This window comes from Roseivivax marinus (assembly GCF_900109705.1).
Classification (GTDB): Bacteria; Pseudomonadota; Alphaproteobacteria; order Rhodobacterales; family Rhodobacteraceae; genus Roseivivax; species Roseivivax marinus.
Map to the genome: position 1 here is coordinate 53370 of NZ_FOAI01000013.1, position 23721 is coordinate 77090.

25 protein-coding genes are annotated in these 23721 nt (G+C 68.4%); 17 read left to right on the plus strand and 8 right to left on the minus strand.

The window, feature by feature from the left end:
- The first annotated feature begins 4 nt into the window (after window positions 1-4).
- Window positions 5-946 (plus strand): nucleoside hydrolase, encoded by a 942-nt coding sequence (locus tag BMX29_RS15095; protein WP_092814378.1) that lies wholly within the window; start codon window positions 5-7, stop codon window positions 944-946.
- A gap of 77 nt (window positions 947-1023) precedes the next feature.
- Entirely contained in the window at window positions 1024-1473 is a 450-nt protein-coding gene (locus BMX29_RS15100; protein ID WP_175471202.1) for a GNAT family N-acetyltransferase, read from the plus strand.
- Between the two features lie 13 nt (window positions 1474-1486).
- Here BMX29_RS15100 and BMX29_RS15105 read toward each other — a convergent pair whose 3' ends face one another.
- The gene (locus BMX29_RS15105; RefSeq protein ID WP_244889256.1) at window positions 1487-1933 is read right to left on the minus strand and encodes a CBS domain-containing protein; all 447 of its coding nucleotides are present in this window, start codon (window positions 1931-1933) and stop codon (window positions 1487-1489) included.
- Window positions 1934-2127: 194 nt separating this feature from the next.
- On the opposite strand from BMX29_RS15105, the gene BMX29_RS15110 reads away from it, so the two are divergent.
- From BMX29_RS15110 to BMX29_RS15150, 9 genes are all read left to right on the plus strand, one after another.
- Window positions 2128-3549, plus strand: coding sequence for a protein adenylyltransferase SelO (locus tag BMX29_RS15110; protein WP_092814473.1), 1422 nt, complete (start codon window positions 2128-2130; stop codon window positions 3547-3549).
- A gap of 67 nt (window positions 3550-3616) precedes the next feature.
- Entirely contained in the window at window positions 3617-4570 is a 954-nt protein-coding gene (locus BMX29_RS15115; RefSeq protein WP_175471203.1) for a CorA family divalent cation transporter, read from the plus strand.
- An 83-nt stretch (window positions 4571-4653) separates the two neighbouring features.
- Window positions 4654-5463 carry a DUF533 domain-containing protein gene (locus tag BMX29_RS15120; protein WP_092814387.1) on the plus strand — a complete coding sequence of 270 codons (810 nt, stop codon included), beginning with the start codon at window positions 4654-4656 and terminating at the stop codon, window positions 5461-5463.
- Between the two features lie 19 nt (window positions 5464-5482).
- Window positions 5483-6418 (plus strand): DMT family transporter, encoded by a 936-nt coding sequence (locus tag BMX29_RS15125; protein ID WP_139197055.1) that lies wholly within the window; start codon window positions 5483-5485, stop codon window positions 6416-6418.
- Complete coding sequence (locus tag BMX29_RS15130; protein WP_092814390.1) at window positions 6415-6837, plus strand: Fur family transcriptional regulator; 423 nt, start codon at window positions 6415-6417, stop codon at window positions 6835-6837. Before BMX29_RS15125 ends, BMX29_RS15130 begins: the two co-directional genes overlap by 4 nt.
- Window positions 6838-6911: 74 nt before the next feature.
- Window positions 6912-7832, plus strand: a complete 921-nt coding sequence (locus BMX29_RS15135) for a DMT family transporter (RefSeq protein ID WP_092814393.1) — start codon at window positions 6912-6914, stop codon at window positions 7830-7832.
- A 40-nt stretch (window positions 7833-7872) separates the two neighbouring features.
- A complete protein-coding gene (eno, locus tag BMX29_RS15140; RefSeq protein ID WP_092814396.1) occupies window positions 7873-9150 on the plus strand; it encodes a phosphopyruvate hydratase in 1278 nt (425 codons plus the stop codon).
- Window positions 9147-9830, plus strand: a complete 684-nt coding sequence (locus BMX29_RS15145; RefSeq protein ID WP_092814399.1) for a DUF7002 family protein — start codon at window positions 9147-9149, stop codon at window positions 9828-9830. The genes eno and BMX29_RS15145 overlap by 4 nt, the downstream gene beginning before the upstream one ends.
- A complete protein-coding gene (locus tag BMX29_RS15150) occupies window positions 9827-10468 on the plus strand; it encodes a DedA family protein (protein WP_092814402.1) in 642 nt (213 codons plus the stop codon). Before BMX29_RS15145 ends, BMX29_RS15150 begins: the two co-directional genes overlap by 4 nt.
- A 19-nt stretch (window positions 10469-10487) precedes the next feature.
- Here the strand turns inward: BMX29_RS15150 and ccmE are convergent, their stop codons facing one another.
- The 5 genes from ccmE to BMX29_RS15175 form a co-directional block, all read right to left on the minus strand.
- On the minus strand, window positions 10488-10943 hold the full coding sequence (gene ccmE, locus BMX29_RS15155) for a cytochrome c maturation protein CcmE (protein ID WP_043842449.1): 456 nt from the start codon (window positions 10941-10943) through the stop codon (window positions 10488-10490).
- A gap of 76 nt (window positions 10944-11019) precedes the next feature.
- On the minus strand, window positions 11020-12048 hold the full coding sequence (argC, locus tag BMX29_RS15160) for an N-acetyl-gamma-glutamyl-phosphate reductase (protein ID WP_092814405.1): 1029 nt from the start codon (window positions 12046-12048) through the stop codon (window positions 11020-11022).
- Window positions 12049-12148: 100 nt separating this feature from the next.
- Window positions 12149-12961, minus strand: a complete 813-nt coding sequence (gene murI / locus BMX29_RS15165) for a glutamate racemase (protein ID WP_092814408.1) — start codon at window positions 12959-12961, stop codon at window positions 12149-12151.
- Between the two features lie 34 nt (window positions 12962-12995).
- On the minus strand, window positions 12996-13922 hold the full coding sequence (locus tag BMX29_RS15170) for a lysophospholipid acyltransferase family protein (RefSeq protein WP_092814411.1): 927 nt from the start codon (window positions 13920-13922) through the stop codon (window positions 12996-12998).
- Window positions 13923-14095: 173 nt separating this feature from the next.
- A complete protein-coding gene (locus tag BMX29_RS15175; protein ID WP_092814414.1) occupies window positions 14096-17527 on the minus strand; it encodes an indolepyruvate ferredoxin oxidoreductase family protein in 3432 nt (1143 codons plus the stop codon).
- Between the two features lie 162 nt (window positions 17528-17689).
- Here BMX29_RS15175 and BMX29_RS15180 point away from each other — a divergent pair, with 162 nt between their 5' ends.
- Complete coding sequence (locus BMX29_RS15180) at window positions 17690-18595, plus strand: LysR family transcriptional regulator (protein ID WP_043842442.1); 906 nt, start codon at window positions 17690-17692, stop codon at window positions 18593-18595.
- 315 nt (window positions 18596-18910) lie between these two features.
- A complete protein-coding gene (locus BMX29_RS15185; RefSeq protein ID WP_244889257.1) occupies window positions 18911-19843 on the plus strand; it encodes an endonuclease/exonuclease/phosphatase family protein in 933 nt (310 codons plus the stop codon).
- Here the strand turns inward: BMX29_RS15185 and BMX29_RS15190 are convergent.
- A complete protein-coding gene (locus BMX29_RS15190) occupies window positions 19813-20241 on the minus strand; it encodes a PaaI family thioesterase (RefSeq protein WP_092814416.1) in 429 nt (142 codons plus the stop codon). The genes BMX29_RS15185 and BMX29_RS15190 overlap by 31 nt on opposite strands.
- A 129-nt stretch (window positions 20242-20370) precedes the next feature.
- On the opposite strand from BMX29_RS15190, the gene trmFO reads away from it, so the two are divergent.
- From trmFO to gluQRS, 3 genes are read left to right on the plus strand one after another with little or no spacing between them, the layout of a single operon-like run.
- Window positions 20371-21744, plus strand: coding sequence for a methylenetetrahydrofolate--tRNA-(uracil(54)-C(5))-methyltransferase (FADH(2)-oxidizing) TrmFO (trmFO, locus tag BMX29_RS15195; protein ID WP_092814418.1), 1374 nt, complete (start codon window positions 20371-20373; stop codon window positions 21742-21744).
- Between the two features lie 4 nt (window positions 21745-21748).
- Window positions 21749-21961: a hypothetical protein gene (locus BMX29_RS15200; protein ID WP_043842436.1), complete on the plus strand. Its 213-nt coding sequence runs from the start codon at window positions 21749-21751 to the stop codon at window positions 21959-21961.
- 4 nt (window positions 21962-21965) lie between these two features.
- Entirely contained in the window at window positions 21966-22805 is an 840-nt protein-coding gene (gene gluQRS, locus BMX29_RS15205) for a tRNA glutamyl-Q(34) synthetase GluQRS (protein ID WP_092814421.1), read from the plus strand.
- 28 nt (window positions 22806-22833) lie between these two features.
- Here gluQRS and hisI read toward each other — a convergent pair whose 3' ends face one another.
- Window positions 22834-23193: a phosphoribosyl-AMP cyclohydrolase gene (gene hisI / locus BMX29_RS15210; protein WP_092814423.1), complete on the minus strand. Its 360-nt coding sequence runs from the start codon at window positions 23191-23193 to the stop codon at window positions 22834-22836.
- A gap of 68 nt (window positions 23194-23261) precedes the next feature.
- Here hisI and BMX29_RS15215 point away from each other — a divergent pair, with 68 nt between their 5' ends.
- Entirely contained in the window at window positions 23262-23714 is a 453-nt protein-coding gene (locus tag BMX29_RS15215) for an iron-sulfur cluster assembly scaffold protein (protein ID WP_043842431.1), read from the plus strand.
- The last annotated feature ends 7 nt before the right edge of the window (window positions 23715-23721 follow it).

The following is a 23721-nucleotide window of genomic DNA, read 5'->3' on the forward strand; positions in this document are numbered from 1 at the left end:
CGCCATGCCCCCGCGCAAGATCATCATCGACACCGATCCCGGACAGGACGACGCCGTGGCGATCCTGCTGGCGCTCGCGTCCCCGGAGGACATCGAGGTCGCCGCGATCACCGCCGTCGCCGGAAACGTGCCGCTGGAACTGACCGTCAGGAACGCCCGCATCGTCTGCGAACTGGCGGGCCGCACCGACGTGCCGGTCCATGCCGGCTGCGACCGGCCGCTGGAACGCGCCCCGGTGACCGCCGAGCATGTCCACGGCAAGACCGGCCTCGACGGTCCCGACCTGCCCGATCCGACCATGCCGATTGCCGAGGGGCACGGCGTGGACGCCATCATCGACATCGTCCGCCGCGAACCGGCGGGCACGGTGACGCTCTGCCCGCTCGGGCCGCTCACCAACGTGGCCCGGGCGCTGGAGAAAGCCCCCGACATCGCCGGACGCCTGAAGGAGATCGTGCTGATGGGCGGCGCCTATTTCGAGGTCGGCAACATCACTCCCACGGCAGAGTTCAACATCTATGCCGATCCCCACGCCGCCGCGCGCGTCTTTGCCTGTGGTGCCAAGATTACCGTCATGCCGCTCGACGTGACGCACAAGGCGCTGGTCACCAAGACGCGCAACGACGCGTTCCGCGCGCTCGGCACGCCGGTGGGCGTCGCAGTCGCCGAGATGACCGATTTCTTCGAGCGGTTCGACAAGGAGAAGTACGGCTCGCTCGGCGCGCCGCTGCACGACCCTTGCGTGACCGCCTACCTGATCGACCCGGAGATTTTCTCGGGCCGCTTCGTCAACGTCGAGATCGAGACGGTGTCGGAGCTGTGCATGGGAATGACCGTCGCCGACTGGTGGGGGGTGTCGGGCCGCGCGCCCAACGCCACCTTCATGGGCGACCTCGACGCCGACCGTTTCTTCTCGCTGCTGACCGAGCGCCTCGCGCGCCTCTGATCGCCGCGCCCGCCCGAAGGGAGATTGCCCATGACCATCGCCGTCCGCCCCCTCCGGCCCGCCCCGGGGAGCCTGTGATGAAATCGCTGCACCTTGCCGGCATCGACGATGCCGAGAAACTGTTGCTGCTGGTCGCCGCGTTCCACGCCGAGCAGGGATTTGGCACAGACGAAGACCACCAGCGGGCCGCGCTTGCGCCGCTGCTCGAGGGCTCGCCTCACGGCGCGGTCTGGCTGATCGGCCCGCGCAAGGCGCCCGTGGGCTACGTCGTGGTGACGTTCGGATGGTCGGTCGAGTTCGGCGGCCTCGATGCGATCGTGGACGAGATCTACGTCCGCCGCGCCGTTCGGGGCCGCGGCATGGGGGGCGATGCGCTCGACGGCATCGCCAAGGCGCTGCGGGAAGCGGGCGTAAGGGCGCTGCACCTCGAGGTGGACAGGTCCGAGGAGCGCACGATCGGGTTCTACGAGCGCGCCCGCTTCAAGGTCCGCGACAGCTACGCCCTGATGTCGCGGGTGCTGAACTAAGCCTGCCCTGCGGTCACGACATCGACGCGACCACGATCACCATGATGACCGAGTAGAGCATGATGCCACCGCCGATCATCCAGACGGCATAGCTGCGGCCAAAGCTCGCCCGTGCCATCTGGCCGGCCTGGTAGATCAGGTCCGGCCACGTGTAGCTGACGAAATCGCCTTGCGTGAACACCATCTTGACGCGGTTCTCGGCGTCCACCACCGGCAGGCGCCGAAAGCGTTCGTTCGACATGATCCGCAACCAGTCGACCACGTCGTCGGTCTCACGCGCGACGCGGGGATCGCGGGTCATGATCTCGGCCAGTGTCACATCGGCGGCGTTTCGACGCTCGCCAACGATCTTGCGCATCACGTCGCGCTCGGTCGCGACGCCGATCACCTTCTCGTCGTCGTCCACCACGATCACCGAGCCGTAGTTGCGGGCGTTCATGGCTTCCACGGCCTCCAGCACGTGGCGGTCTCGCGGAATGTCAGGGGCTTTGGCTTTGACTTGAATTCCGGGCGGTCGCGCAGCGCCATGCCCGGGCGGTCGGTCGCGGTCATGAGGGGCCTCCGTCTCTGGTTGCCGTAGGGGAAACGTAGCCCGGGAAACACGGCCGCCCACCGATGGTGGCAGCGTGTCGCGGCACTGCCTATATCGAGGCCATGACCCTCACGATCCCGTTCGACAACAGCTACGCCGCCCTCCCCGAGGGCTTCTACACCAAGCTCGCGCCGACCCCGGTGGCGCGCCCATCGCTGGTGGCCTTCAACCGTGATCTCGCGGATATGCTGGGGATCGAGGCGCCCGCCGACGACGCCGAGGCCGCACGGGTCTTTTCAGGCTCGTCCGTCCCGCGCGGGGCCGATCCGCTGGCACAGCTCTATGCCGGCCATCAATTCGGCCAGTTCAACCCGCAACTCGGCGATGGCCGCGCGCACCTGCTGGGCGAGGTCGTGGGCCGCGACGGCGTGCGCCGCGACATCCAGCTCAAGGGCTCCGGTCCCACGCCGTATTCGCGGATGGGCGACGGCCGGGCTTGGCTCGGGCCGGTCCTGCGCGAATACGTGGTTTCGGAGGCGATGCACGCGATGGGTGTGCCGACGACCCGCGCGCTGGCCGCGGTCCGCACCGGCGAAGAGGTGATCCGCGAAGCCCCCCTGCCCGGCGCCGTGCTGACCCGCGTGGCGCGCAGTCACATCCGCGTCGGCACCTTCCAGGTCTTCGCCGCCCGCCGCGACGGACCGGCGCTCGAGCGGCTCTATGACTATACCGTGGCGCGGCACTACCCGGAGGTCACCGACCCGGGCGACCTTCTGGCGCGCGTGATCGACGCGCAGGCGGAACTCGTGGCTCACTGGATGAGCCTCGGCTTCATCCACGGCGTGATGAATACGGACAACTGCACGCTCTCGGGCGAGACCATCGACTACGGCCCCTGCGCCTTCATGGACGCCTACCACCCCGAGACGGTGTTCTCGTCGATCGACCGTTACGGACGCTACGGCTACGCCAACCAGGCCGACATCATCGTGTGGAACATGGCGCAACTGGCGACTGCGCTGCTGCCGCTGATGCCCGATCCCGAGGCGGCAGTGGAGCCCTTCACCGCGCAGGTCCACGCCATGCCCGAGCGCATCCGCGCCGCGTGGGAGCGGCGTTTTGCCGCCAAGATCGGCATCTCCGACCCGCGCCCAGAGGACCGCACGCTAGTCGCCGACCTGCTGACACGCATGGCCGCAAATCAGGCCGACTTCACCAACACCTTCCGTGGCCTCGCCCGCGGCACCGCCCGCGACGAATTCACCAACCGCGCGGATTTCGACGAGTGGGAGACGCGCTGGCGCGCCCGCATCGAGGACGAAGCCGAGCCGGACGCGCTGATGAACCGCTCCAACCCGGCCTTCATCCCCCGCAACCACCGGGTGGAGCAGATGATCGACGCGGCGGTCGACGGCGACGATGCGCCCTTCCACCGGCTGCTCGACGTGCTTTCGCGTCCGTTCGAGGATCAGCCCGAGGCCGCGGATCTCGCCCGCGCGCCGCTTCCCGAAGAGCGCGTGCCCGCCACCTTCTGCGGGACCTGAGCCCACACCGGCTGGCCGGCGTCGCGGGATGCCCCATGTAGTGCGGCCCACGACGTCCGAGGCCCGCATGACCCCGCTTTTCGCCTACGATATTCCCACCGAGGGCACGCCCCGGGCCGTCTCGGACCTCGATCACCCGCTGCCGGAGGACGGCTATCGCTGGGTGCACTGCGACTTCACCCATCCGGGCGTCGAGGACTGGCTTTTCGCCAACCTGCCCGAGCGCGCCGCCGAGATCCTGTCGCTGCCGGAGACCCGGCCGCGCAGCCTGGGGCACGAGGGCGGCGTCATCGTGATCTTGCGTGGCCTGAACCTGGACCCCGAAGCCGACGATCCCGAGGACATGGTGGCCTTGCGGCTCTGGGCCGGGCCGCGCCTCGTGGTGTCGGTTCGCCGCCGCATGGTGCGCTCGGCACAGGAGGTCGGCGCCGAGGTGGCCAGCGGTGACGCGCCACGCTCGCCGCAGATGCTGCTCGTACGCCTCGCCGCGAACTTCACCGACCGGATCGAGCACCACGGCGTGGCGATCGAGGACAAGGTCGACGATCTCGAGGATCTGCTCTTCGCCGACGCCCGCCAGCCCGAACGCCGCGACCTGCCCGAGCTTCGCACCGCCTCGATCCGCCTGCACCGGTTCCTCACGCCGCAGGCGGTGGCCCTGCAACAGCTGACCGATCCGCGGATGCCGCTGATCGACGCCGAGGCGCGCGAGGACCTGTCGGAGCTTGCCGACCGCGCCCAGCGCGCCGTCGAGGAGATGAACGCGATCCGCGAGCGGCTCGCCGCGCTGGCAGACCACGTGGACATGAAGCAGAACACCCGCCTCGCCCGGAATTCCTACGCTCTGTCGATCGTCGCGGCGATCTTCCTGCCGATGAGCTTCGTCACCGGGCTGTTCGGCGTGAACGTCGCCGGAATGCCCGGCATCGACTGGGCCCCGGCCTTCGCGGTGCTCACGTTGGCCAGCATCGGCCTCGGCGCGGTGGTCTACATCGTGCTGCGGGCCATGCGCCTGTTCTGAGAGGCCACGCGCGGGGCTGCAAGGACCGGTCCGATGTGCCACTCTGACCGCGTTGTCCGAAACCTGACCGGGGGAGAAGAGCGATGGGCATGATGAAGACGCTGGCCAAGGTGGCGATCGGCTACGCGGCCGCGCGCGGGGTGGACCGGATGTCGAAGGGCGGCGGGTTGCAGGGCCTCTTCGGCGGCGGCGCACAGGTCAAGGGGAGCCACCCGATGACCAAGGCCGGCAGCCAGATGAGCAGCGCGCTGCAGGGTGGCGCCAGCCAGGCGACCCAGCCTTTGCAGGGGATGCTCGACCGGATGCGGGCGAGTGGGCTGGACCTCGGCGCGTTGATGGGCGGCGCCGGCGCGGCGCCGGCCGGGGCCGGGTCGAAGCGCGGCCTGCTGTCCTCGATGCCGTCAGGCACCGCGGCCGGACCGGGCGGCGGCATGGCCGGGATGATGGCCGCGGCCGGGGGCGCCGCCGCAACGGCCGGCGGCCAGGGCGTCGGTGCCCTTCTCGACCAGTTCAACACGCAGGAGACCGCCCCCGAGATGGAGAAGGGCGCGGGCCTCATGCTGCGTGCGATGATCCAGGCGGCCAAGGCGGATGGCGAGATCGACAAGGACGAGAAGGCGAAGATCATGGAGCTGGTGGGCGACGATGCCGACCCCGCGGATGTGGCCTTCGTGCGCGAACAGCTCGAAGCGCCGGTGGACGTGGCGGGGCTCGCGCGGGACACGCCGCCCGCCCAGCGGGTTCCCGTCTACTCGGCGTCGCTGATGACGATCCGCGTCGACACCGATGCCGAGGCCCAGTATCTCGACGCGCTTGCCAAGGCGCTCGACCTCGACGAGCCGACGGTGAACGCGCTTCATGTCCAGCAGGGTGTCCACCCGCTTTATACCTGACGACTGGACCGGTCCGATCATGACGTCACCCAGATTGTCCGGGCCGGTCATCGCCTGCCTGGCCGCGCTCCTTCTCAGTCCCGACGCGCTGTTCATGCGCCTGTCGGGCATGGGCGGGGCCCAGATGTTGGCCTGGCGCGCGCCAAGCATGGCACTGATCTTTCTGTTCGCCTGGGCGCTGACGTCGCGCCGCCGCGCGGCCGACCGCGCAAGCCTGCTGACCGGCGCAGGTGCCACGGTCATGATCTGCCAGTTCGGGAACAACGTGCTTTTCCCCACCGGCATCGCACTAGCGCCCGTGGCGGTCATGCTCATGGGCGTCGCGACCGTGCCGGTCTGGGCGGCGGTCCTGAGCCGCGTCCTGTATGGCGAGGCCACGAGCCGCGCCACGTGGGTCACCATCGTCGCGGTGCTGGCGGGCATCGCGCTGGCCGTGACCGGAGACACGCCCGTGGGGCTCGACGGGTCGTCCCTTCTGGGGGCGCTGTGCGGCCTGTGCACCGCCGCGGCGCTGGCGCTGAACTTTGTCACCCTGCGCCACAACCCCGAGCTGCCGTTGCTACTTGCCATGGGCGTGGGCGGGCTGGCGGCCGGTCTCCTCGGCATCGGGTTGACCGGCCCCGCGCAGATGGGTGACGGCGCGGTCTGGGCGATCCTCGTGACCGGTCTCTTCATCTTGCCGGTGTCGTTCTTCTCGTTGTCCTATGCGTCCCGCCATACCCCGGCGGCGGTGGTCAGCCTGTTCATGTTGCTCGAGACGGTGCTCGGTCCCCTCTGGGTGTGGCTCGGCATCGGAGAGGCCCCGACCCCGCGCATGCTCGCCGGCGGCGTGATTGTGATCGGCGCGCTGGCGCTCTATCTGCGGCACGGCGCGCGCGAGAAAGCCCGTGGCCTCCGCGGGCGCGAGGCGCTAGAACCGGGCCCCCAGCGACCCGAGCCCGCCCGAGGCCCATGACCGACCGAATCGCAGATCGTTGCAGCCAAAAGGGGCTGCGCATGACCGGGCAGCGCCGGACCATCGCGCAGGTTCTGGACGATGCCCGCGACCACCCCGACGTCGAGGAACTGCACGCCCGCGCCGCCCGGCGCGACCCTCGCATCTCGCTCGCCACGGTCTACCGCACCGTCAAGCTGTTCGAGGAAACCGGCATTCTCGAGCGCGTCGAGTTCGGCGACGGCCGCGCCCGCTACGAGGACGCCCGCCGCGCCCATCACGATCACCTCATCGATCTCGACACCGGAAAGGTGATCGAGTTCTGCGACCCCGAGATCGAGGCCCTTCAGGAAAAGATCGCCGAGCGGCTGGGCTATCGCCTGGAAGGGCACCGGATGGAGCTCTATGGCGTGCCGGTGAAGCGCCGAGGCGAGGACTGACGCCTCCGGCGCAACGGCGGGCCATCGCGGCAAGGCTCTGGCATGACGCCGCTATTCCGCCTATGGCGCCACACATGGACAATCTCCGCGGCATCATCCTGATGGTTCTGGCGATGGCGGGCTTCGCCGTCGAGGACGCCTTCATCAAGGCCTCTTCGGCCACCGTGCCCACGGGGCAGATCCTGCTCTTCATCGGCATCGTCGGCGGCGGCGCCTTCGCGCTGGCGGCGCGTCGCGGCGGCGTACGCCTGATGGCGCCCACATTCCGGCACCGCGCCATCGTCGCGCGCAATGTGGCCGAGATCATCGGCACGATCGGCTTCGTAACCGCGATCACCACGATCCCGCTCGCCACCGCGTCGGCCATCGCGCAGGCCATGCCGCTGGTCATCACCGCCGGCGCCGCGCTGCTTTTCGCCGAACCGGTGGGGTGGCGGCGCTGGAGCGCCATCGCCGTGGGCCTTGTCGGCGTTCTCATCATCATCCGCCCCGGTACTTCCGGTTTCGATCCGAACGCGCTCTGGGCGGTTCTCGCGGTTTTCGGCCTCGCGGCACGCGACCTTGCCGCGCGGGCTGTCCCGTCCACCGTCAGCCACAGCCAGCTTGCCGTCTGGGGCATGTTCATGCTGGTCCCGACGGGGCTGATCCTGACGCCGTTCACCGGCGCTCCGGTAGTGCCCGCGCCGCTGACCCTCGTGCTGCTGACCGGCGCGGCGGCGGTCGGGTGCCTGGCCTACTACGCGATCACCAGCGCCTCGCGCACCGGCGCCGTCGCCGTGGTCACCCCGTTTCGCTACACCCGGATCCTCTTCGCGCTGGTTCTCGGTGCGCTGCTCTTCGGCGAGAGTCCCGATGGCCCCACGCTCATCGGCGCGGCGCTCGTGATCGCCTCGGGGGTCTACACCCTGCTGCGCGAGCGGCGGCTGGCCCGCGCCGGCGCCACCGGCATCGCGCCGAAGCCCGCGCGCGTTTACACCTCGACCGCGCGCCGCTAGACCCTGACGCAACCGACATCCACGCACGGACGGACCGACCATGAGCATGATCATCGACATCTTCGCCCGCGAAATCCTCGACAGCCGGGGCAACCCCACCGTCGAGGTCGACGTCACGCTAGAGGACGGCTCCATGGGCCGCGCCGCCGTGCCCTCGGGCGCCTCCACCGGCGCATACGAGGCGGTCGAACGCCGCGACGGCGACAAGGACCGCTACAAGGGCAAGGGCGTTCTCGAGGCAGTGGCCGCGGTGAACGGCGAGATCGCCGAGGAGATCACCGGCATGGACGCCACCGACCAGGTGGGCATCGACACCGCGATGATCGACCTCGACGGCACCGACAACAAGGGCCGGCTGGGCGCCAACGCGATCCTCGGTGTGTCGCTGGCCGTCGCCAAGGCCGCCGCGGATTTCTGCGCGCAGCCGCTCTACCGTTACGTGGGCGGCACCTCGGCGCGGGTCCTGCCGGTTCCGATGATGAACATCATCAACGGCGGCGAACACGCCGACAACCCGATCGACATCCAGGAATTCATGATCATGCCGGTGGCGGCCACCTCGATCCGGGAGGCCGTCCGCATGGGCTCCGAGGTGTTTCACACGCTCAAGAAGGAGCTGTCGAGCGCCGGCATGTCCACCGGCCTCGGCGACGAGGGCGGCTTCGCGCCCGAGCTCAAGGGCACGCGCGACGCGCTCGACTTCATCCTGAAGTCCATCGAGAAGGCCGGCTACACGCCCGGTGAGGACATCTACCTCGCGCTCGACGCCGCCTCGACCGAGTACTTCCGGGACGGCAAGTACGAGATGAAGGGCGAAGGCCTGTCGCTCACTCCCGAAGAGAACGTCGACTACCTCGCCAAGCTCTGCGACGACTACCCGATCATCTCGATCGAGGACGGCTGCGGCGAGGACGACTGGGACGGCTGGAAGATGCTGACGGACCGTCTCGGCGACCGGGTCCAGCTGGTGGGCGACGACCTGTTCGTGACCAACCCCACCCGCCTCGCGATGGGCATCGAGAAGGGCTGCGCGAACTCCATGCTGGTCAAGGTAAACCAGATCGGGTCGCTCACCGAGACGCTCAAGGCTGTCGACATGGCCCACCGCGCGCGCATGACCAACGTCATGTCCCACCGCTCGGGCGAGACCGAGGACGCCACCATCGCCGATCTCGCCGTCGCCACCAATTGCGGGCAGATCAAGACCGGCTCGCTGGCGCGTTCGGACCGGCTGGCGAAGTACAACCAGCTGATCCGCATCGAGGAAATGCTGGGCGAAAGCGCCGAATACGCGGGCCGCTCGATCCTGCGCGGATGAGCGACCGGCTGGCGGGGCGCGATCGCTCCGCCCTTCTGGACCATCTCGGCCGCCGGGTGGCGCATGTCACCGCGGCGGCCAACCTGCCGGGCATCGCGACTCACGGGCTTCTGCCCGCCGCGGAACTGGCGCGGCTCTCGGGCCGTGCAACTGCCGACATCGTGCTGCGCCCCGAGCGGACGGCCCTGCGATATGGCGCCTCCGGGCACACCGCGCGTCTCAACCACCAAAAGCCCATCCTGCACGGCCTCGCCGCCGCCAATCGCGTGGTCGAGGGCCACGACGCCGCAAGCTGGGCCGAGCTTCTGGACGCCCGCGTCTTCTTCTGGCCAGAGCGTCACCTGCGCGGGCCATTCTTGACGAGCGTGCAGCGCGACCTCGAGACGGCGGTGATCTGGTTCGATACGGAGGCGCTGCTCGACCGCGCGGGCGACCGGCTCGACCTCTCGCCGATCAACTCGGGCAACTTCACGCAAGGCGGGGCCCATGCCCGGCGCGGCAACTGGTTGTTCGTGCCTGCCGGGGCCGGCCTGGAGGCGTTCCGCCGCAACCGGCAGGCACGCGGACTGGTCCGCGCGCCAGACGCAGTCAAGGAAATCTCCTTGCGTGGCGCGCTCTCGGCGAACGATCTGGCCGCCTCGCGCGTTGACAGCGAAACCGACGGACAAGGGGCGCAATGACCGGCTGGATCACTTCGTTGATGGAACAGGGCAGCTATGCCGCGGCCGCGTTCCTGATGTTTTTCGAGAACGTCTTTCCCCCGGTCCCCTCGGAGATCGTCATGCCGCTCGCCGGGTTCATCGCGAACCGCGACGGGATGAGCCTGATCCTGATGATCGCGGCCGGCAGCATCGGGTCGCTCGCAGGCGCGGTGCTCTGGTATTACCTCGGCGCGTGGATCGGGCTGGAACGGCTCAAGACCTTCGCGCGCAAGTACGGCCGCTGGCTGACGCTCACCCCGGGAGAGATCGACGCCGCGGACGCGTGGTTCGACAAGCACGGCGGCAAGGCGGTGTTCATCGGGCGCCTCGTGCCGGGCGTGCGGACGTTCATCTCGGTGCCCGCCGGGCTGTCGGGGATGCCACTGGGCAAGTTCATGGTCTACACGACCGCCGGCACCGTCATCTGGACCGCGTTCCTGACCATCGCCGGATGGTTCCTCGGCCGCAACTACGAGGCGGTCTCGGGCTGGCTCGCGCCGGTGTCGAACGTCGTGATCGTGTTGCTTGTCGGCTGGTATCTCTACCGGGTGGCCACCTTCCGCCGGACCGTCCGGAAAGAGGACGCCAAGCGGGACAACTCCAGCAAGGCGGGCTAGGACCGATGCGCGTCCGGACTTAGCTGCCCGGCGCGCTTTCCTGATAAACGCCCTGCTCCTTCAGCGCGTCGACGACCTCCTTCGGCATGTAGGTCTCGTCGTGCTTGGCAAGGATCTCGGTCGCGACAAAGCGGCCGTCCACGTAGCGGCCGGTGCCGACCATGCCCTGATTTTCCTCGAAAAGGTCGGGCAGCACGCCGGTATAGACCACCGGCACGCTGGCGCCGCCGTCCGTCACGCTGAACGAGATTTCCTCGCCCGCGCCGCGGATCAGCGTGCCCTGCTCCACCAGTCCGCCGATGCGGAACGTTTCGGTGGGTTGCGGCGGCTCGGCCATCACCTGCGAGGGTGAGCGGAAGAAGTTGATCCCGTCGCGCATGGCGTAGCCGACCAGCGCCGTCGACACCACGAGCGCCACCGCCGCCATCGCGACGACCTGAATGCGACGTTTCTTCTTGAGCGTGCTCAGAGCCATGCGAACCTCCCGGTCTCCCCGGGCAATATAGCCGGTGGCGCCCCCGCCCGAAAGCGGGCGGGAGGTCGCAATCGCGTCAGGGGAAGCACGGTGCGAGCATCAGGCCCGCCGTCTCGTCCACGCCCAGCATCAGGTTCGCGTTCTGCACCGCCTGTCCGGAGGACCCCTTGGTCAGGTTGTCGAGCGCCGCGACCACGATGGCACGGCCCGGGATTCGGTCGCCGGTCACGCCGATATGGCAGAAGTTCGAACCGCGCACGTGGTGGGTCGAAGGCGTCTCGCCCATGGGCAGCATTTCGAGGAACGGCTCGTCGGCATAGGCACGGGTCAGAGCGTCATGCACGGCGTCGGCTTCGCCCGATACATAGGCGGTGGCGAGGATTCCACGGTTCATCGGCAGCAGGTGCGGCGTGAATTGCACGCGCACCTCCCGCCCCGCGAGTTTCGAAAACTCCTGGTCGAACTCTCCGAGGTGCCGGTGCGTGCCGCCCACGGCATAGGCGTTGGTGCCCTCCGACAGTTCGGCGTGAAGAAGGTTTTCCTTCAGCGAGCGGCCCGCGCCGGAGACCCCGCACTTGAGGTCGAGGATGATGTCGTCGAGCCCGATGACCCCGGCCGAGATCAGCGGCCGCAGCGCGAACTGGCCCGTAGCGGCGTTGCAACCCGTGCCGGCCACGAGGCGCGCGCCGCGGATGTCGTCGCGGTAGAACTCGGTGAGACCATAGACGGCCTCTTTCTGCATCTCCTCGGCGGCGTGGGGGTTGCCGTACCACTTGCCGTAGTCCGCCGGGTCCCGCAGCCGGAAGTCCGCCGACAGGTCCACGATCTTGAGGTGGCCCGGCAGCTTCGAGATCACCTCCTGGCTGGTCTTGTGCGGCAGGGCGCAGAAGCACAGGTCGATGCCGTCGAAATCGATCTCTTCCCACGTCACCAGAGCCGGCAGGTCCAGATGTCGCAGGTGCGGAAAGACCTGGGCCATGGTCTGCCCCGCCTTCGAATTGGCGGCGAGCGCCTTGATCTCGAAGGACGGATGCGTGGCGATGAGCCGGATCAGCTCGGCCCCGGTGTAGCCGGAGGCGCCGATGATGGCGATCCTTTGGGTCATGTCGGTCTCCCGGTCGGGTGGTCGGGCAGTGTATAGCGCGACGGGCGCGCGGGGGCCATGCCCGCCGCGCGCCGCTTGGGTCCGCGGATGGACTGGGCCGTCAGGCCTTCTCGAAGCGGATCTCGCGTCGGAGGAACTGCGTCGCCTGCCCCGAGACCTTGCGCGGGTCGCCGGTGGTCAGGAATTTCGAGCTGCCGCCCTCGCCCGCCATCTCGGGACGGCGCGCGAGGTAGTCGGCAAGGCTCTCGGCCACCACGTCGGCCTGGCTGAAGACGCGCACGTCCGGGCCCAGCGCCTCCTGGAATGTCTCCTGCAGAAGCGGGTAGTGCGTGCAGCCCAGCATTGCCGCCTGCGGCTCGGGCATCTTGCGCTTGAGCGCGTCGACATGGCTGCGCACCAGCGCCTCGGCGAGGATCATGTCGCCCTCCTCGATCGCGTCGACGAGACCGCCGCAGGCCTGCGCCTCCACGTCCACGCCGACGGCGCGGAAGGACAGCTCGCGCTGGAAGGCACGGCTTCGCACGGTCGCGGGCGTCGCGAACAGCGCCACGCAGTTGACCGCGACCTCGCGCGGGGGCGAGTTGTCGCCCCAACGCCGCTCGGTCAGCGCCTCGATCAACGGCACGAACACGCCGAGCACGCGCTTGTCGGTGGGGATCCAGCCCTCCTGCATCCGGCGCAGCGCGGCCGCGCTCGCCGTGTTGCAGGCGAGGATCACCAGCTTGCAGCCCTCGTCGAAGAGCCGCTGAACGCCTGCGACGGTCAGCTCGTAGATCGCATCCGCATCGCGCACGCCGTAGGGCGCGTTCGCGTTGTCGCCAAGGTAGGTGAACTCGACCCCGGGCAGCCGACGTGCCACGGCGTCCAGAACCGTCAGGCCGCCGAGGCCCGAATCGAAGATGCCAACCGCCATGTCCTGCCCCTGCTCTGCGCCGGTGCGACCGGCCTCAGTAGACCATTCCGCCCGTGCGTTTGTGTTTGCCGTCGCGCAGCCTGGGATCGCGGTGCTTCACCTCGAACTCGAAGCCGGTGTCCAGCGACGCCAACGGCGTCGGGGACAGTCCATAGGTCGATTTGCGCAGGAAATCCATCAGCTCGCGCGCGTCTTTCGCCCGGCTCCCGATCTCGTCCGGCGGGATGGGGCGGCCGATGACGAGCCGCACCGGTTTGTCGACGCGGCGATTGAACTCGCGGATCAGCAGACCCATGCGCAACGTCGTGTGCAGGTGGCTCGCCAACTGGAACAGGCGCGAGTTGTGCCCGTCGAAGTAGATCGGCACCACGGTCGCGCCGGACTTGGCGATCATCCGCGCGGTGAAGCTGCGCCAGCCCGGATCCATCGGCTTGCGGAACGGTTTGGCCGCCGTCGACACGGTGCCACCGGGAAAGATTCCGATGGCCCCGCCCGCACCGAGATAGCGCAGCGCTTCCTTGCGGGTGTCGAGGTTCTGCTGCACCGCCTCCTTCGTCTCGTCGAAGTTGACCGGCAGGATCACCTTGTCGAGGTCCTCGGCCTTGCGGAACACGCGGTGGGCCAGGATGCGGAAGTCGCCGCGGGTGACCGACAGGAGGTGCCCGAGGATCAATCCGTCGAGGATACCGTAGGGATGGTTCGCCACCACGATCAGCGGGCCGCTCGTGGGGATGTCGGTGATGTCGCCGGCCACGACCTCGAGCCGGAGGCCGTAGCGTTCGACCATGACCTCCCAGAAATCACGGCCCCGCGCGACCTCGGCATCGTAGCCGCGCGCACGCCGGATGAGGCCCACGCGGCCGGTGGCGTTCTCCATCAGACGGATCAGGGCGCGACCGCCCCTGGTCTGCGCGGAGTACGAATAGGATATGTCCCGGGCAACCTGACGCGTGTCGGGCATCGGAACCGAGCCTCCTTCTGGCGTTTGTCGGTCCCGCCTCACTGCAACAGGCAGGTGACCGTTTTGTAAACGCGGGCGCGCAGCGGCCCCCGCGTGACGCATGGGAATACATCAAATCCCTCTCGGGTCCACTCGGGGCCGTCCGGGTTTCGCATTTGTGACCGTCGTCCGCCTCAGCCAGCGGCGCGCAGGTCGCGCCGCGGCGCATCCCCGCCCGACCGCAGCACGGCCAGCAGTTCCTCTCGCCGCTTCTCGGCCTTGGCGGCGTTCGCGGCCTTCACCGGGCCGAAACCCCGGATCGACAGCGGCAGCTCGGCCAGCGCCACCAGCGTGTCGCCCGTCACCTCGTCCGCGCGCGGCAGCCACTCTTCCATGTCGGCCTCGTACTGGCGGATAAGCGCCCGCTCCATCCGGCGCTCCTCGGACCGGCCGAACGGGTCGAGGAACGTCCCCCGCAGCCCCTTCAGCCGTGCCAGTACACGGAAGCCCTTGAGCATCCCCTCGCCGAAACGCCGCTTCTGCGGGCGCCCGTCGGCGCCCTCTTTCGCGACCACCGGCGGGGCAAGATGGAAGCTCATCCTGAAATTCCCGTCGAAGGCCTCTTCGGCCCGCTTGCGGGTCTCGAGATGCAGGCGCGCCACCTCGTATTCGTCCTTGTAGGACAGAACCTTGTGGTAGCCGAGCGCGACCGCCTCGCGCAGCCGTCCCTCGGGCGCACTGTCGACCAGCGCCCGGTAGCGCCGCGCCAGCCGCCGATTCTGGTAGGCGGTCAGATGCTCTTCGCGCACGGCGATGCGCTCAGCCAGCGTGGCGGGCTTGGCGACCACGTTCGGGGTCACGATCCGGGCAGCATCCTTGGGATGGGTGACGGCCCAGCGACCGATCTCGAAGGCGCGCTTGTTGCCCTCGACTGCTGCGCCGTTCAGCTCGATCGCCTGCAGGATCGCGTCCTTGGGCAGCGGGATCAGACCGCGCTGCCACGCCGCACCCAGCAGCATGGTGTTCGAGAAGATCGAGTCACCCGTGGTCTCGCGCGCGAGGTCGGAGGCGTCGAAGAGGTCCAGCCGCTCGCGCAGACGCCGCTCCAGCGACAGCCGCAGGCGGTCGGCCGGCAGCGTGAATTCCGGCTCGCGCGTGAAGTCGCCGGTGGGGGTCTCGTGGCTGTTGACCACCGCCCCTGTCCGGCCGGTCGCCGTCAGGCCCAGCGTCTTGGCGCCGGCGCTGACGACGAGGTCCCCCCCTATCAGCGCGTGTGCCTCGCCGGTCGCCACGCGCACGGCGCTGATGTCCTCGGGCGCCTCGGCCAGCCGCAGGTGGATGTGCACCGCGCCGCCCTTCTGCGCGAGACCGGCCATCTCCATCATCCCCGCGCCCATGCCGGCAATCTGCGCGGCCTGCGCCAGCACCGCGCCCACCGTCACGACGCCGGTGCCGCCGACGCCCGTGATGACCACGTTCCAGGTGCCGTCGATGGCGGGCAGGTCGGGATCGGGAATGTCCGGCAGGTCGAGATCGGTCGTCGCGCCCTTGCGGGGCTTGGCCCCCTCAAGCGTGACGAAGGACGGGCAGAACCCGTTGAGGCAAGAGAAGTCCTTGTTGCAGGCGGACTGGTCGATCTCGCGCTTGCGGCCGAACTCGGTCTCCTTCGGCGCGATGGCGACGCAGTTGGACTGCACGCCGCAATCGCCGCAGCCCTCGCAGACATCGGTGTTGATGAACACGCGCGTGTCAGGGTCCGGGAATTCGCCGCGCTTGCGGCGGCGGCGCTTTTCGGCGGCACAGGTCTGGACGTAGATGATCGCCGAGACGCCCTCGACCTCGCGCAGATCGCGTTGAACCTCGTCCAGTTCGGCCCGCTCGTGCCAGCCGACCGAAGACGGGAAGTCCGACTTCTCGGGCTCTTCCTTCTCGTCGAAGACCACCTCGATGCGGCGCACGCCCATGGCGTCCAGCTCGCGGGCGATGCGGTCGGGGGTCAGGCCGCCCTCGTTCTTCTGTCCGCCGGTCATGGCGACCGCGTCGTTATAGAGGATCTTGAAAGTGATGTTGGTGCCCGACGCCAGCGCCGCCCGGATCGCCTGCACGCCCGAGTGGTTGTAGGTGCCGTCGCCGAGGTTCTGGAACACGTGCGGCGTGGTCGAGAAGGGTGCCTCCCCGATCCAGTTCGCGCCCTCACCGCCCATGTGCGTGAAGCCGGTGGTGTTCCGGTCCATCCACTGCACCATGTAGTGACAGCCGATGCCCGCATAGCCGCGCGACCCCTCGGGCACCTTGGTGGATGTATTGTGCGGACAGCCGGCACAGTAATAGGGCAGCCGAGCCGCGATCTCCTCGACGTTGTCGGCGCGGCGGGACTCCTCCAGGCGCGCCAGCCCCGCGCGGACGCCGTCGGTGCCGCGGCCTTCCTCCACGAGGATGCCGCCCAGCTTTTCGGCGATCCAGACGGGATCGAGCGCGCCGCGGGTCGGGAAAAGTTCCTCGCGGTGCATCCCGCCGGCGCCGCCCTTGTACCAGCCGTAGACACGGCGGCCGCGGCGATCGTCGAAGATCGCCTCCTTGACCTGCACCTCGATCAGCTTGCGCTTTTCCTCGACGATCACGATGAGCTCGAGCCCCTCGGCCCAGTCGTGGAAGCCCTGCATGTCCAGCGGGAAGGTCTGGCCGACCTTGTAGGTGGTCAGGCCAAGCCGGTCGGCCTCCGCCTCGTCGATCCCCAGCAGGGACATGGCGTGTGTCAGGTCGAGCCAGTTCTTGCCCGCAGCGACGAAACCGATCTTGGCGCCCGGCTTGCCCCACACCCTTCGGTCCATGCGGTTGGCATGGCTGAACGCCTCGGCCGCGAAACGCTTGTAGTCGATCATCCGCGCCTCTTGCAGGTGCGGCGTGTCGCCGAGGCGAATGTTGAGCCCGCCCTCCGGCATGGCGAAATCGGTCGGGTCCACGAGGTGGAGACGCTCCGGGCGACCGTCGACCACCGCTGTCGCCTCCACCGTGTCCTTCATGGTCTTGAGCCCGACCCACAGCCCCGAGAACCGCGAGAGCGCGTAGCCGTAGATGCCGTAGTCGAGGATCTCCTGCACGCCCGCGGGGCTGACCACCGGCATGTAGGCGTCGACCAGCGCCCACTCGGACTGGTGCAACACGGTCGAGGATTCACCGGTATGGTCGTCGCCCATGGCCATGAGCACGCCGCCGTGTTTCGAGGTTCCGGCCATGTTGGCATGGCGCATCACGTCGCCCGAGCGGTCTACCCCCGGCCCCTTGCCGTACCAGAGGCCGAAGACGCCGTCGTGCCGCCCCTCGCCGCGGAGCTCGGCCTGCTGGCTGCCCCAGAGGGCCGTCGCCGCGAGGTCTTCGTTCAGACCGGCCTCGAAGCGGATGCCGGCGGCCGAAAGGTGCTTTTCGGCACGGGCCATCTGCAAGTCCACCGCGCCCAGCGGCGAGCCGCGATAGCCGGTCACGTAGCCCGCCGTATCCAGCCCACGCGTCACATCGCGTGCTTTTTGCATCAGCATGAGGCGGACTAGGGCCTGTGTGCCGTTCAGAAGCACGCGGTCCTTGTCCACATCGAAACGATCGTTCAGGGATATATCGGTTGCGTTCATTGCGCGCCTCCCGTCGCTCAATGACCTATCCTGTTGAAACTACGGCGGATGGGGACGGGATCCCAAGAAAATTCCGCAATATTTCTGCGCCGCAGCATAGAATGTTACCCCAAAGTTCATTATTTGCCGTATTCAATCCCCGCAGCAACGAAGATCGATCCGATGGACTGGGACAAGCTTAGAATCTTTCACGCCGTGGCGGACGCCGGGTCGCTCACCCATGCGGGGGACGCGCTGCACCTGTCGCAGTCGGCAGTGTCGCGCCAGATTCGCGCGCTCGAAGAATCGCTGAACACCACGCTCTTCCACCGCCACGCGCGCGGCCTGATCCTGACCGAGCAGGGCGAACTGCTCTTCGATGCCACCTCGTCGATGATAAAGCGGATCGAGGCGGCGACCGCCCGCATCCACGACAGCGAGGAAGAGGTCTTTGGCGAGCTGCGGGTCACCACCACGACCGGCTTCGGCTCTCTCTGGCTCGCACCGCGACTGTCCAAGCTGTACGAAAAGTACCCCGAACTGAACATCGACCTGATGCTCGAGGAGCGGGTGCTCGACCTGCCGATGCGCGAGGCCGACGTCGCCATCCGCATGAAGGAGCCGAGCCAGGCCGACCTGATCCGCAAACGGCTGATGGCGGTGAAGATGCGGCTCTACGCCTCGCCCGACTATCTCGAACGGTTCGGCACACCTCACACGCTGGACGAACTGGCCGGCCACCGGCTGATCTGCCAGAATCCGCGGTCGGCGCAGGTGACGGCGGGCTTGCAGCTGGTCCAGCAGTTGCTGACCCACGACATTCACGGCACGCTGACGGTGAACAACTACTTCGGCGTCCTGCAGGCGGTGATCTCGAACCTCGGGATCGGTGTGCTGCCCGACTACATCATCGAGGATTTTCCCTCGGTGGTGCGTGTCCTGCCCGAGATCGAGTCGAACGAGGTGCCGGTCTTCCTCGCCTACCCCGAGGAACTGCGGCAATCGAAACGCATCGCCGCGTTCCGCGACTTCGTGCAGGAAGAGATCGTCGCCCACCGCGTGAGCCGCAAGGCGATGGGCGCCGAGTAGGCGCCCCGTCCGCGCCCGCTCGACCATCGCTTCGAGGCGCCTCGCCAAGGTGTCTCACATGCAAATTCGTGCGTGGCTTGCACAGCACGCATATCGGCCATGTGAACGCACCGCGGCGCTTTCGCTTGATCGACTCAAAACCGGTGACTAATTCAGCAATCGAACGATGGGGCGCCCACCGGCGCATCATCTTCATACCTCCCTGTTGGACTTCGGCCGAGCTTTGTGCTCGGCCTTTTTTTTGGCCGTCCCCGAACGACCTCCGCCAAGGCACGGACAGAGCGAAGCGCAGCACTACCTCTGCGCGACATGAAGATGCTCCTCCGCCTCGCCGCCGCGCTCGTTCTGCTGCCGCTCCTGCTGGCCTGCGGCGCCTACGTCATGCAATCGCGCGGCACGGCCCCGCCGGCCGCCGGCGCAGCGCTGCGGGTCGCCACCCACAACGTGCATTACATCTGGCTGAACCGGTCCGAGGGCCCGTGGTCCGTGGGCGACTGGACCGAGCGGCGCGCGGCGCTCGACGCGGCGTTCAAGGCACTCGAGGCCGACATCGTCGCCACGCAGGAGATGGAAAGCTTCGGCGGCGGCAACAGCGACGAGGTGAACCTCGCCCGCGCCTGGTTGCTGGAGCGCAATCCCGGCTACGCCGCCGCTGCCGTAGGCGACTGGCGGAGCTTTCCGTCGACCCAGCCGATCTTCTACCGCCGTGACAGGCTCGACCTGACGGACCAGGGCTGGTTCTTCTTCTCCGAGACGCCCGATGTCATCTACTCGCGCACCTTCGACGGCTCCTACCCGGCCTTCGCATCCTGGGCCGAGTTCCGCACCGAGGCCGGCACATCCCTGCGCGTGGTGAACGTCCACTTCGACGCCGGCAGCGGGTCGAACCGGATCAGGTCGGCCGAGCTGGTGGCAGAGCGACTGGCGCCGCTGCTGGCACGCGGCACGCCGGTCCTTCTGCTCGGCGACCTGAACGCGCGACTCGGGGCGCCGACGGTCGACATCCTCGCCGAGGCCGGACTGACCTTCGCCGACGTGCCGGGTGCGACCTTCCACTTCAACCGTGGGATCAATGTCTTCGGCGCGATCGATCACGTGGCCCTCGGCCCCGGCATCGCCCTCGAGGGTGGCCCCTGGGTGCTTCGCGAAAGGTTCGCGGGCGACTGGCCTTCGGATCATTACCCCGTCGCCGCCGACATCGCGCTGCCCCGCGCGGATCAGCCCGGGGGCGCAGGCGGGATCGAGTAGGTCAGCGACGCGCGCGCCACGGGCGCGTCCGAGCCCTCCGAGAACAACAGGCAATCGCAGACGCTCAGAGTGCGCCCGAGCTTCAGCACCCGTGTCTCGGCCAGCACGTCGGCGCCCGACGCGGGCTTTCGCATGAAGTCGATGGAGCAGTTGGTGGTCACCGCCAGCGCCTGCCGCCCGATCCGAGCCATCGTCGCCACGTAGGCCGACACGTCCGCCAGCCCGAACATCGCCGGACCCGACACCGTGCCGCCCGGACGCAGGTGCCGCTCGTTCTGCAACAGCCGCATGACCAGCAGGTCCTCGTCCAGCCGGTCGATGGCGAACATGCCCCGCACCTGCGGAAACACCTCGTCCAGAAACGGCATCATCTCCTCGGCCGACACCTTCAGCGCCATCCGCGTCCCTCCCTTGCCTCGCTCCGACGCGCAGACTGGCCGCAGGCCGAGGCGGGGACAAGTCACCAGCGTGCGCTTTGCCGCGCACACCCCCGTGACAAGCGCCTCCGTCATGCCTATCTCGGCGCCATGATCGAAGAGCTTCATATCGTAGGCGGCGGCATGGCCGGGTCCGAGGCCGCTTGGCAGGCCGCCAATCTCGGCGTGCCGGTGGTCCTGCACGAGATGCGCCCCGAGCGCGGCACGTTCGCGCACAAGACGGGCAACCTGGGCGAGATGGTGTGCTCCAACTCCTTCCGCTCCGACGACCACGAACAGAACGCCGTGGGCTTGCTCCACTGGGAGATGAAGGCCGCTGGCGGGCTCATCATGGACGCCGCCTACCGCCACCGCCTGCCCGCGGGCGGCGCCCTTGCCGTGGACCGCGAGCTGTTCGCCGAGGACATCACGGCCGCGCTGTCCGCGCATCCGAACGTGCGCGTCTCCTACGAGGAAGTGACGGAGCTGCCCGACCAGGGGCGCTGGATTTTCGCCACCGGGCCGCTGACCTCCGACGCGCTGGGGCAGTCCATCGCGCGGGCCACCGGCTCGGACGCGCTGGCCTTCTTCGACGCCATCGCCCCCATCGTCCACGCCGAGTCCATCGACATGGACGTAGCGTGGATGCAGTCGCGCTACGACAAGGGCGAGACCGAGGACGAGCGCCGCGCCTACCTCAACTGCCCGATGGACCGCGAGACCTACGAAGCCTTCATCGACGCGCTGCTGGCCGCCGACAAGACAGAGTTCCACGAGGGTGAGACAGCGGGCTACTTCGACGGCTGTCTGCCGATCGAGGTCATGGCCGAGCGCGGCCGCGAGACCCTGCGCCACGGCCCCATGAAACCCGTGGGCCTGACCAACGCCAACGATCCGGAAAACAAGCCCTACGCCGTGGTGCAGCTTCGCCGCGACAACGCACTCGGGACCCTGTTCAACATCGTCGGGTTCCAGACCAAGATGAAGTACGGCGCGCAGAAAGAGGTCTTCCGGATGATCCCCGGCCTCGAGAACGCCCGCTTCGCGCGGCTCGGCGGCATTCACCGCAACACGTTCCTCAACTCGCCCACCCTGCTCGACGCGGGCATGAGGCTGCGCGCGCAGCCGAACGTGCGCTTCGCGGGCCAGATCACCGGCGTCGAGGGCTACGTGGAAAGCGCCGCGATGGGGCTTCTGGCGGGTCGGATGGCCGCGGCCGAGGCGCTTGGCACTGCGCTCGAGCCCGCGCCGCAGGACAGCGCGCACGGGGCCCTGGTGCACCACATCACCGGCGGCGCCGAGGCCAAGACGTTCCAGCCGATGAACGTGAACTTCGGCCTGTTCCGGCCGCTCGAGGGTCTGCGCGGCGGCCGGAAAGGCCGGCGCGAGCGCTACAAGGCGTATACCGACCGCGCCAAGGAGGCGTGGACCGGGTGGCTCGAAGGTCAGGCGGCCGGTGCGGCGCAAACCGAAGCGGCGGAGTGATCGCATGAACTACGTCCTTGCCCTCCTCCTGCCGCCGCTGTCGATCCTGCTGGCCGGCCGGATCTTCACGTCGATCATCGTGTTCCTGATCTGGGTGCCCGCGATCCTGATCCCGGGCGGCGTGTTCACGCACCCGATGTTCATCCTGTTGGCGTGGATCTTGATCTACCAGGCCCGCGAGGACCGGCGCGCCCGGCGGCAGCTGCGCGACGAGTGAGCCCATGCGCACGCGCTTCGCGCCGTCGCCCACCGGGCCGCTGCACCTCGGCCACGCCTACTCGGCCATTCTGAATCATGATGCCGCCCGCGCCTCGGGCGGCTCGTTCGTTCTACGCATCGAGGACATCGACCGTTCCCGCGCCCGCCCCGAATGGGAGGCCGCGATCTACGAGGACCTGCGCTGGCTCGGCCTCGACTGGGAAGAGCCGGTAATGCGCCAGTCAGACCGAATGCCCGCCTATGCCGAAGCGCTGGACCGGCTTTGGGACATGGGCGTGCTGTATCCCTGCGACTGCCGCCGCCGCGACATCCTCGAGGCGCTCTCGGCCCCGCAGGAGGGCTCCGTGACCTACGGCCCCGACGGCCCGGTCTACCCGGGGACATGCCGCCCCGGGACGGCGCCGACCGGACCGCGCCCCACCGGCACGGCGCTCAGACTCGACATGCGCCGCGCACTGCACCGCATTGGAGACGCGCCTCTTTCCTACATCGAATCCGATGAGCGGATCGAGGTGTCCCGCGATGCCCTGGTCGACGCTGTCGGCGACGTGGCCATTGCCCGTCGCGACATGGACACGTCCTATCACCTCTCCGTGGTCGTGGATGACGCGGCACAGGGGATCACCGACGTCATGCGCGGCGCCGACCTGGCGGACGCCACGCAGATCCACGTTCTTCTTCAAGTTCTTCTGAGCCTTCCCTCACCCCGATATGTCCATCACGAACTGATCAGGGACGAGGCGGGCAAACGGCTGGCCAAGCGTGACGACGCCCGCGCGATCTCGCGCTACCGGGACGACGGCCACACGCCCGAAGACATCCGGGCTATGGTGAACTTGTAAACAACGTCAAATCGTTGCGCGCGGACCTTCACTCGTCCGGCGCCATGATCTCCACCGGCTCGCCGTCGCGCACCGCCGTGTAGAAGCAGGAGCGCCGGTTGGTGTGACACGCCGGCCCGGTCTGACGCACCAGCACCAGAAGGCAATCGCTGTCGCAGTCCACCCGCAGCTCTACGAGCTCCTGCACGTGGCCCGAGCTTTCACCTTTCACCCAGAACGCCTGACGCGAACGAGACCAATAGGTTACGCGGCCGGTTTCAAGTGTCTTGCGTACCGCCTCGGCGTTCATCCACGCCATCATCAGCACCGCATGATCGCCGGCATCCTGCGCGATGACCGGGATCAGCCCCTGTTCGTTGTAGACCAAGGTATCGGGATCGAACGACATGACGGGTTTTCCTTTTGCACACGCGGGCGGGACGCCTATCTAGGAAAGACGATCGACGAGAGGAAGCCATGTCCGGCGAAAGCGACCTTATCAAGCTCTATTCCCAGAAGATCCTGGCGCTGGCCGCGGATATCCCGCGGACGCAACGCCTGGAAGCGCCGGACGCCACGGTCAAGAAGCGTTCGCCGCTCTGCGGCTCGACCGTGACGGTGGACCTTACTCTCGCGGACGGCCGCGTTTCCGATTACGGCCAGGACGTGAAGGCCTGCGCACTGGGCCAGGCCTCGGCAGCCGTGGTGGGCGGCGCCATCGTCGGCCGCACGCCGGACGAGATCGTGCACGCCCGCGATGCGCTGCGCGAGATGCTCAAGAACGACGGGCCGACGCCGCCCGCACCCTTCGACGGGCTGGAGGTCCTGCGCCCCGCACGCGATTACAAGAACCGCCACGCCTCGATCCTGCTGGCACTGGACGCAGCATCCGATGCCGCCCAGGAGGCATCGGCGCGGGAACGCGCTTAAGGGTTTC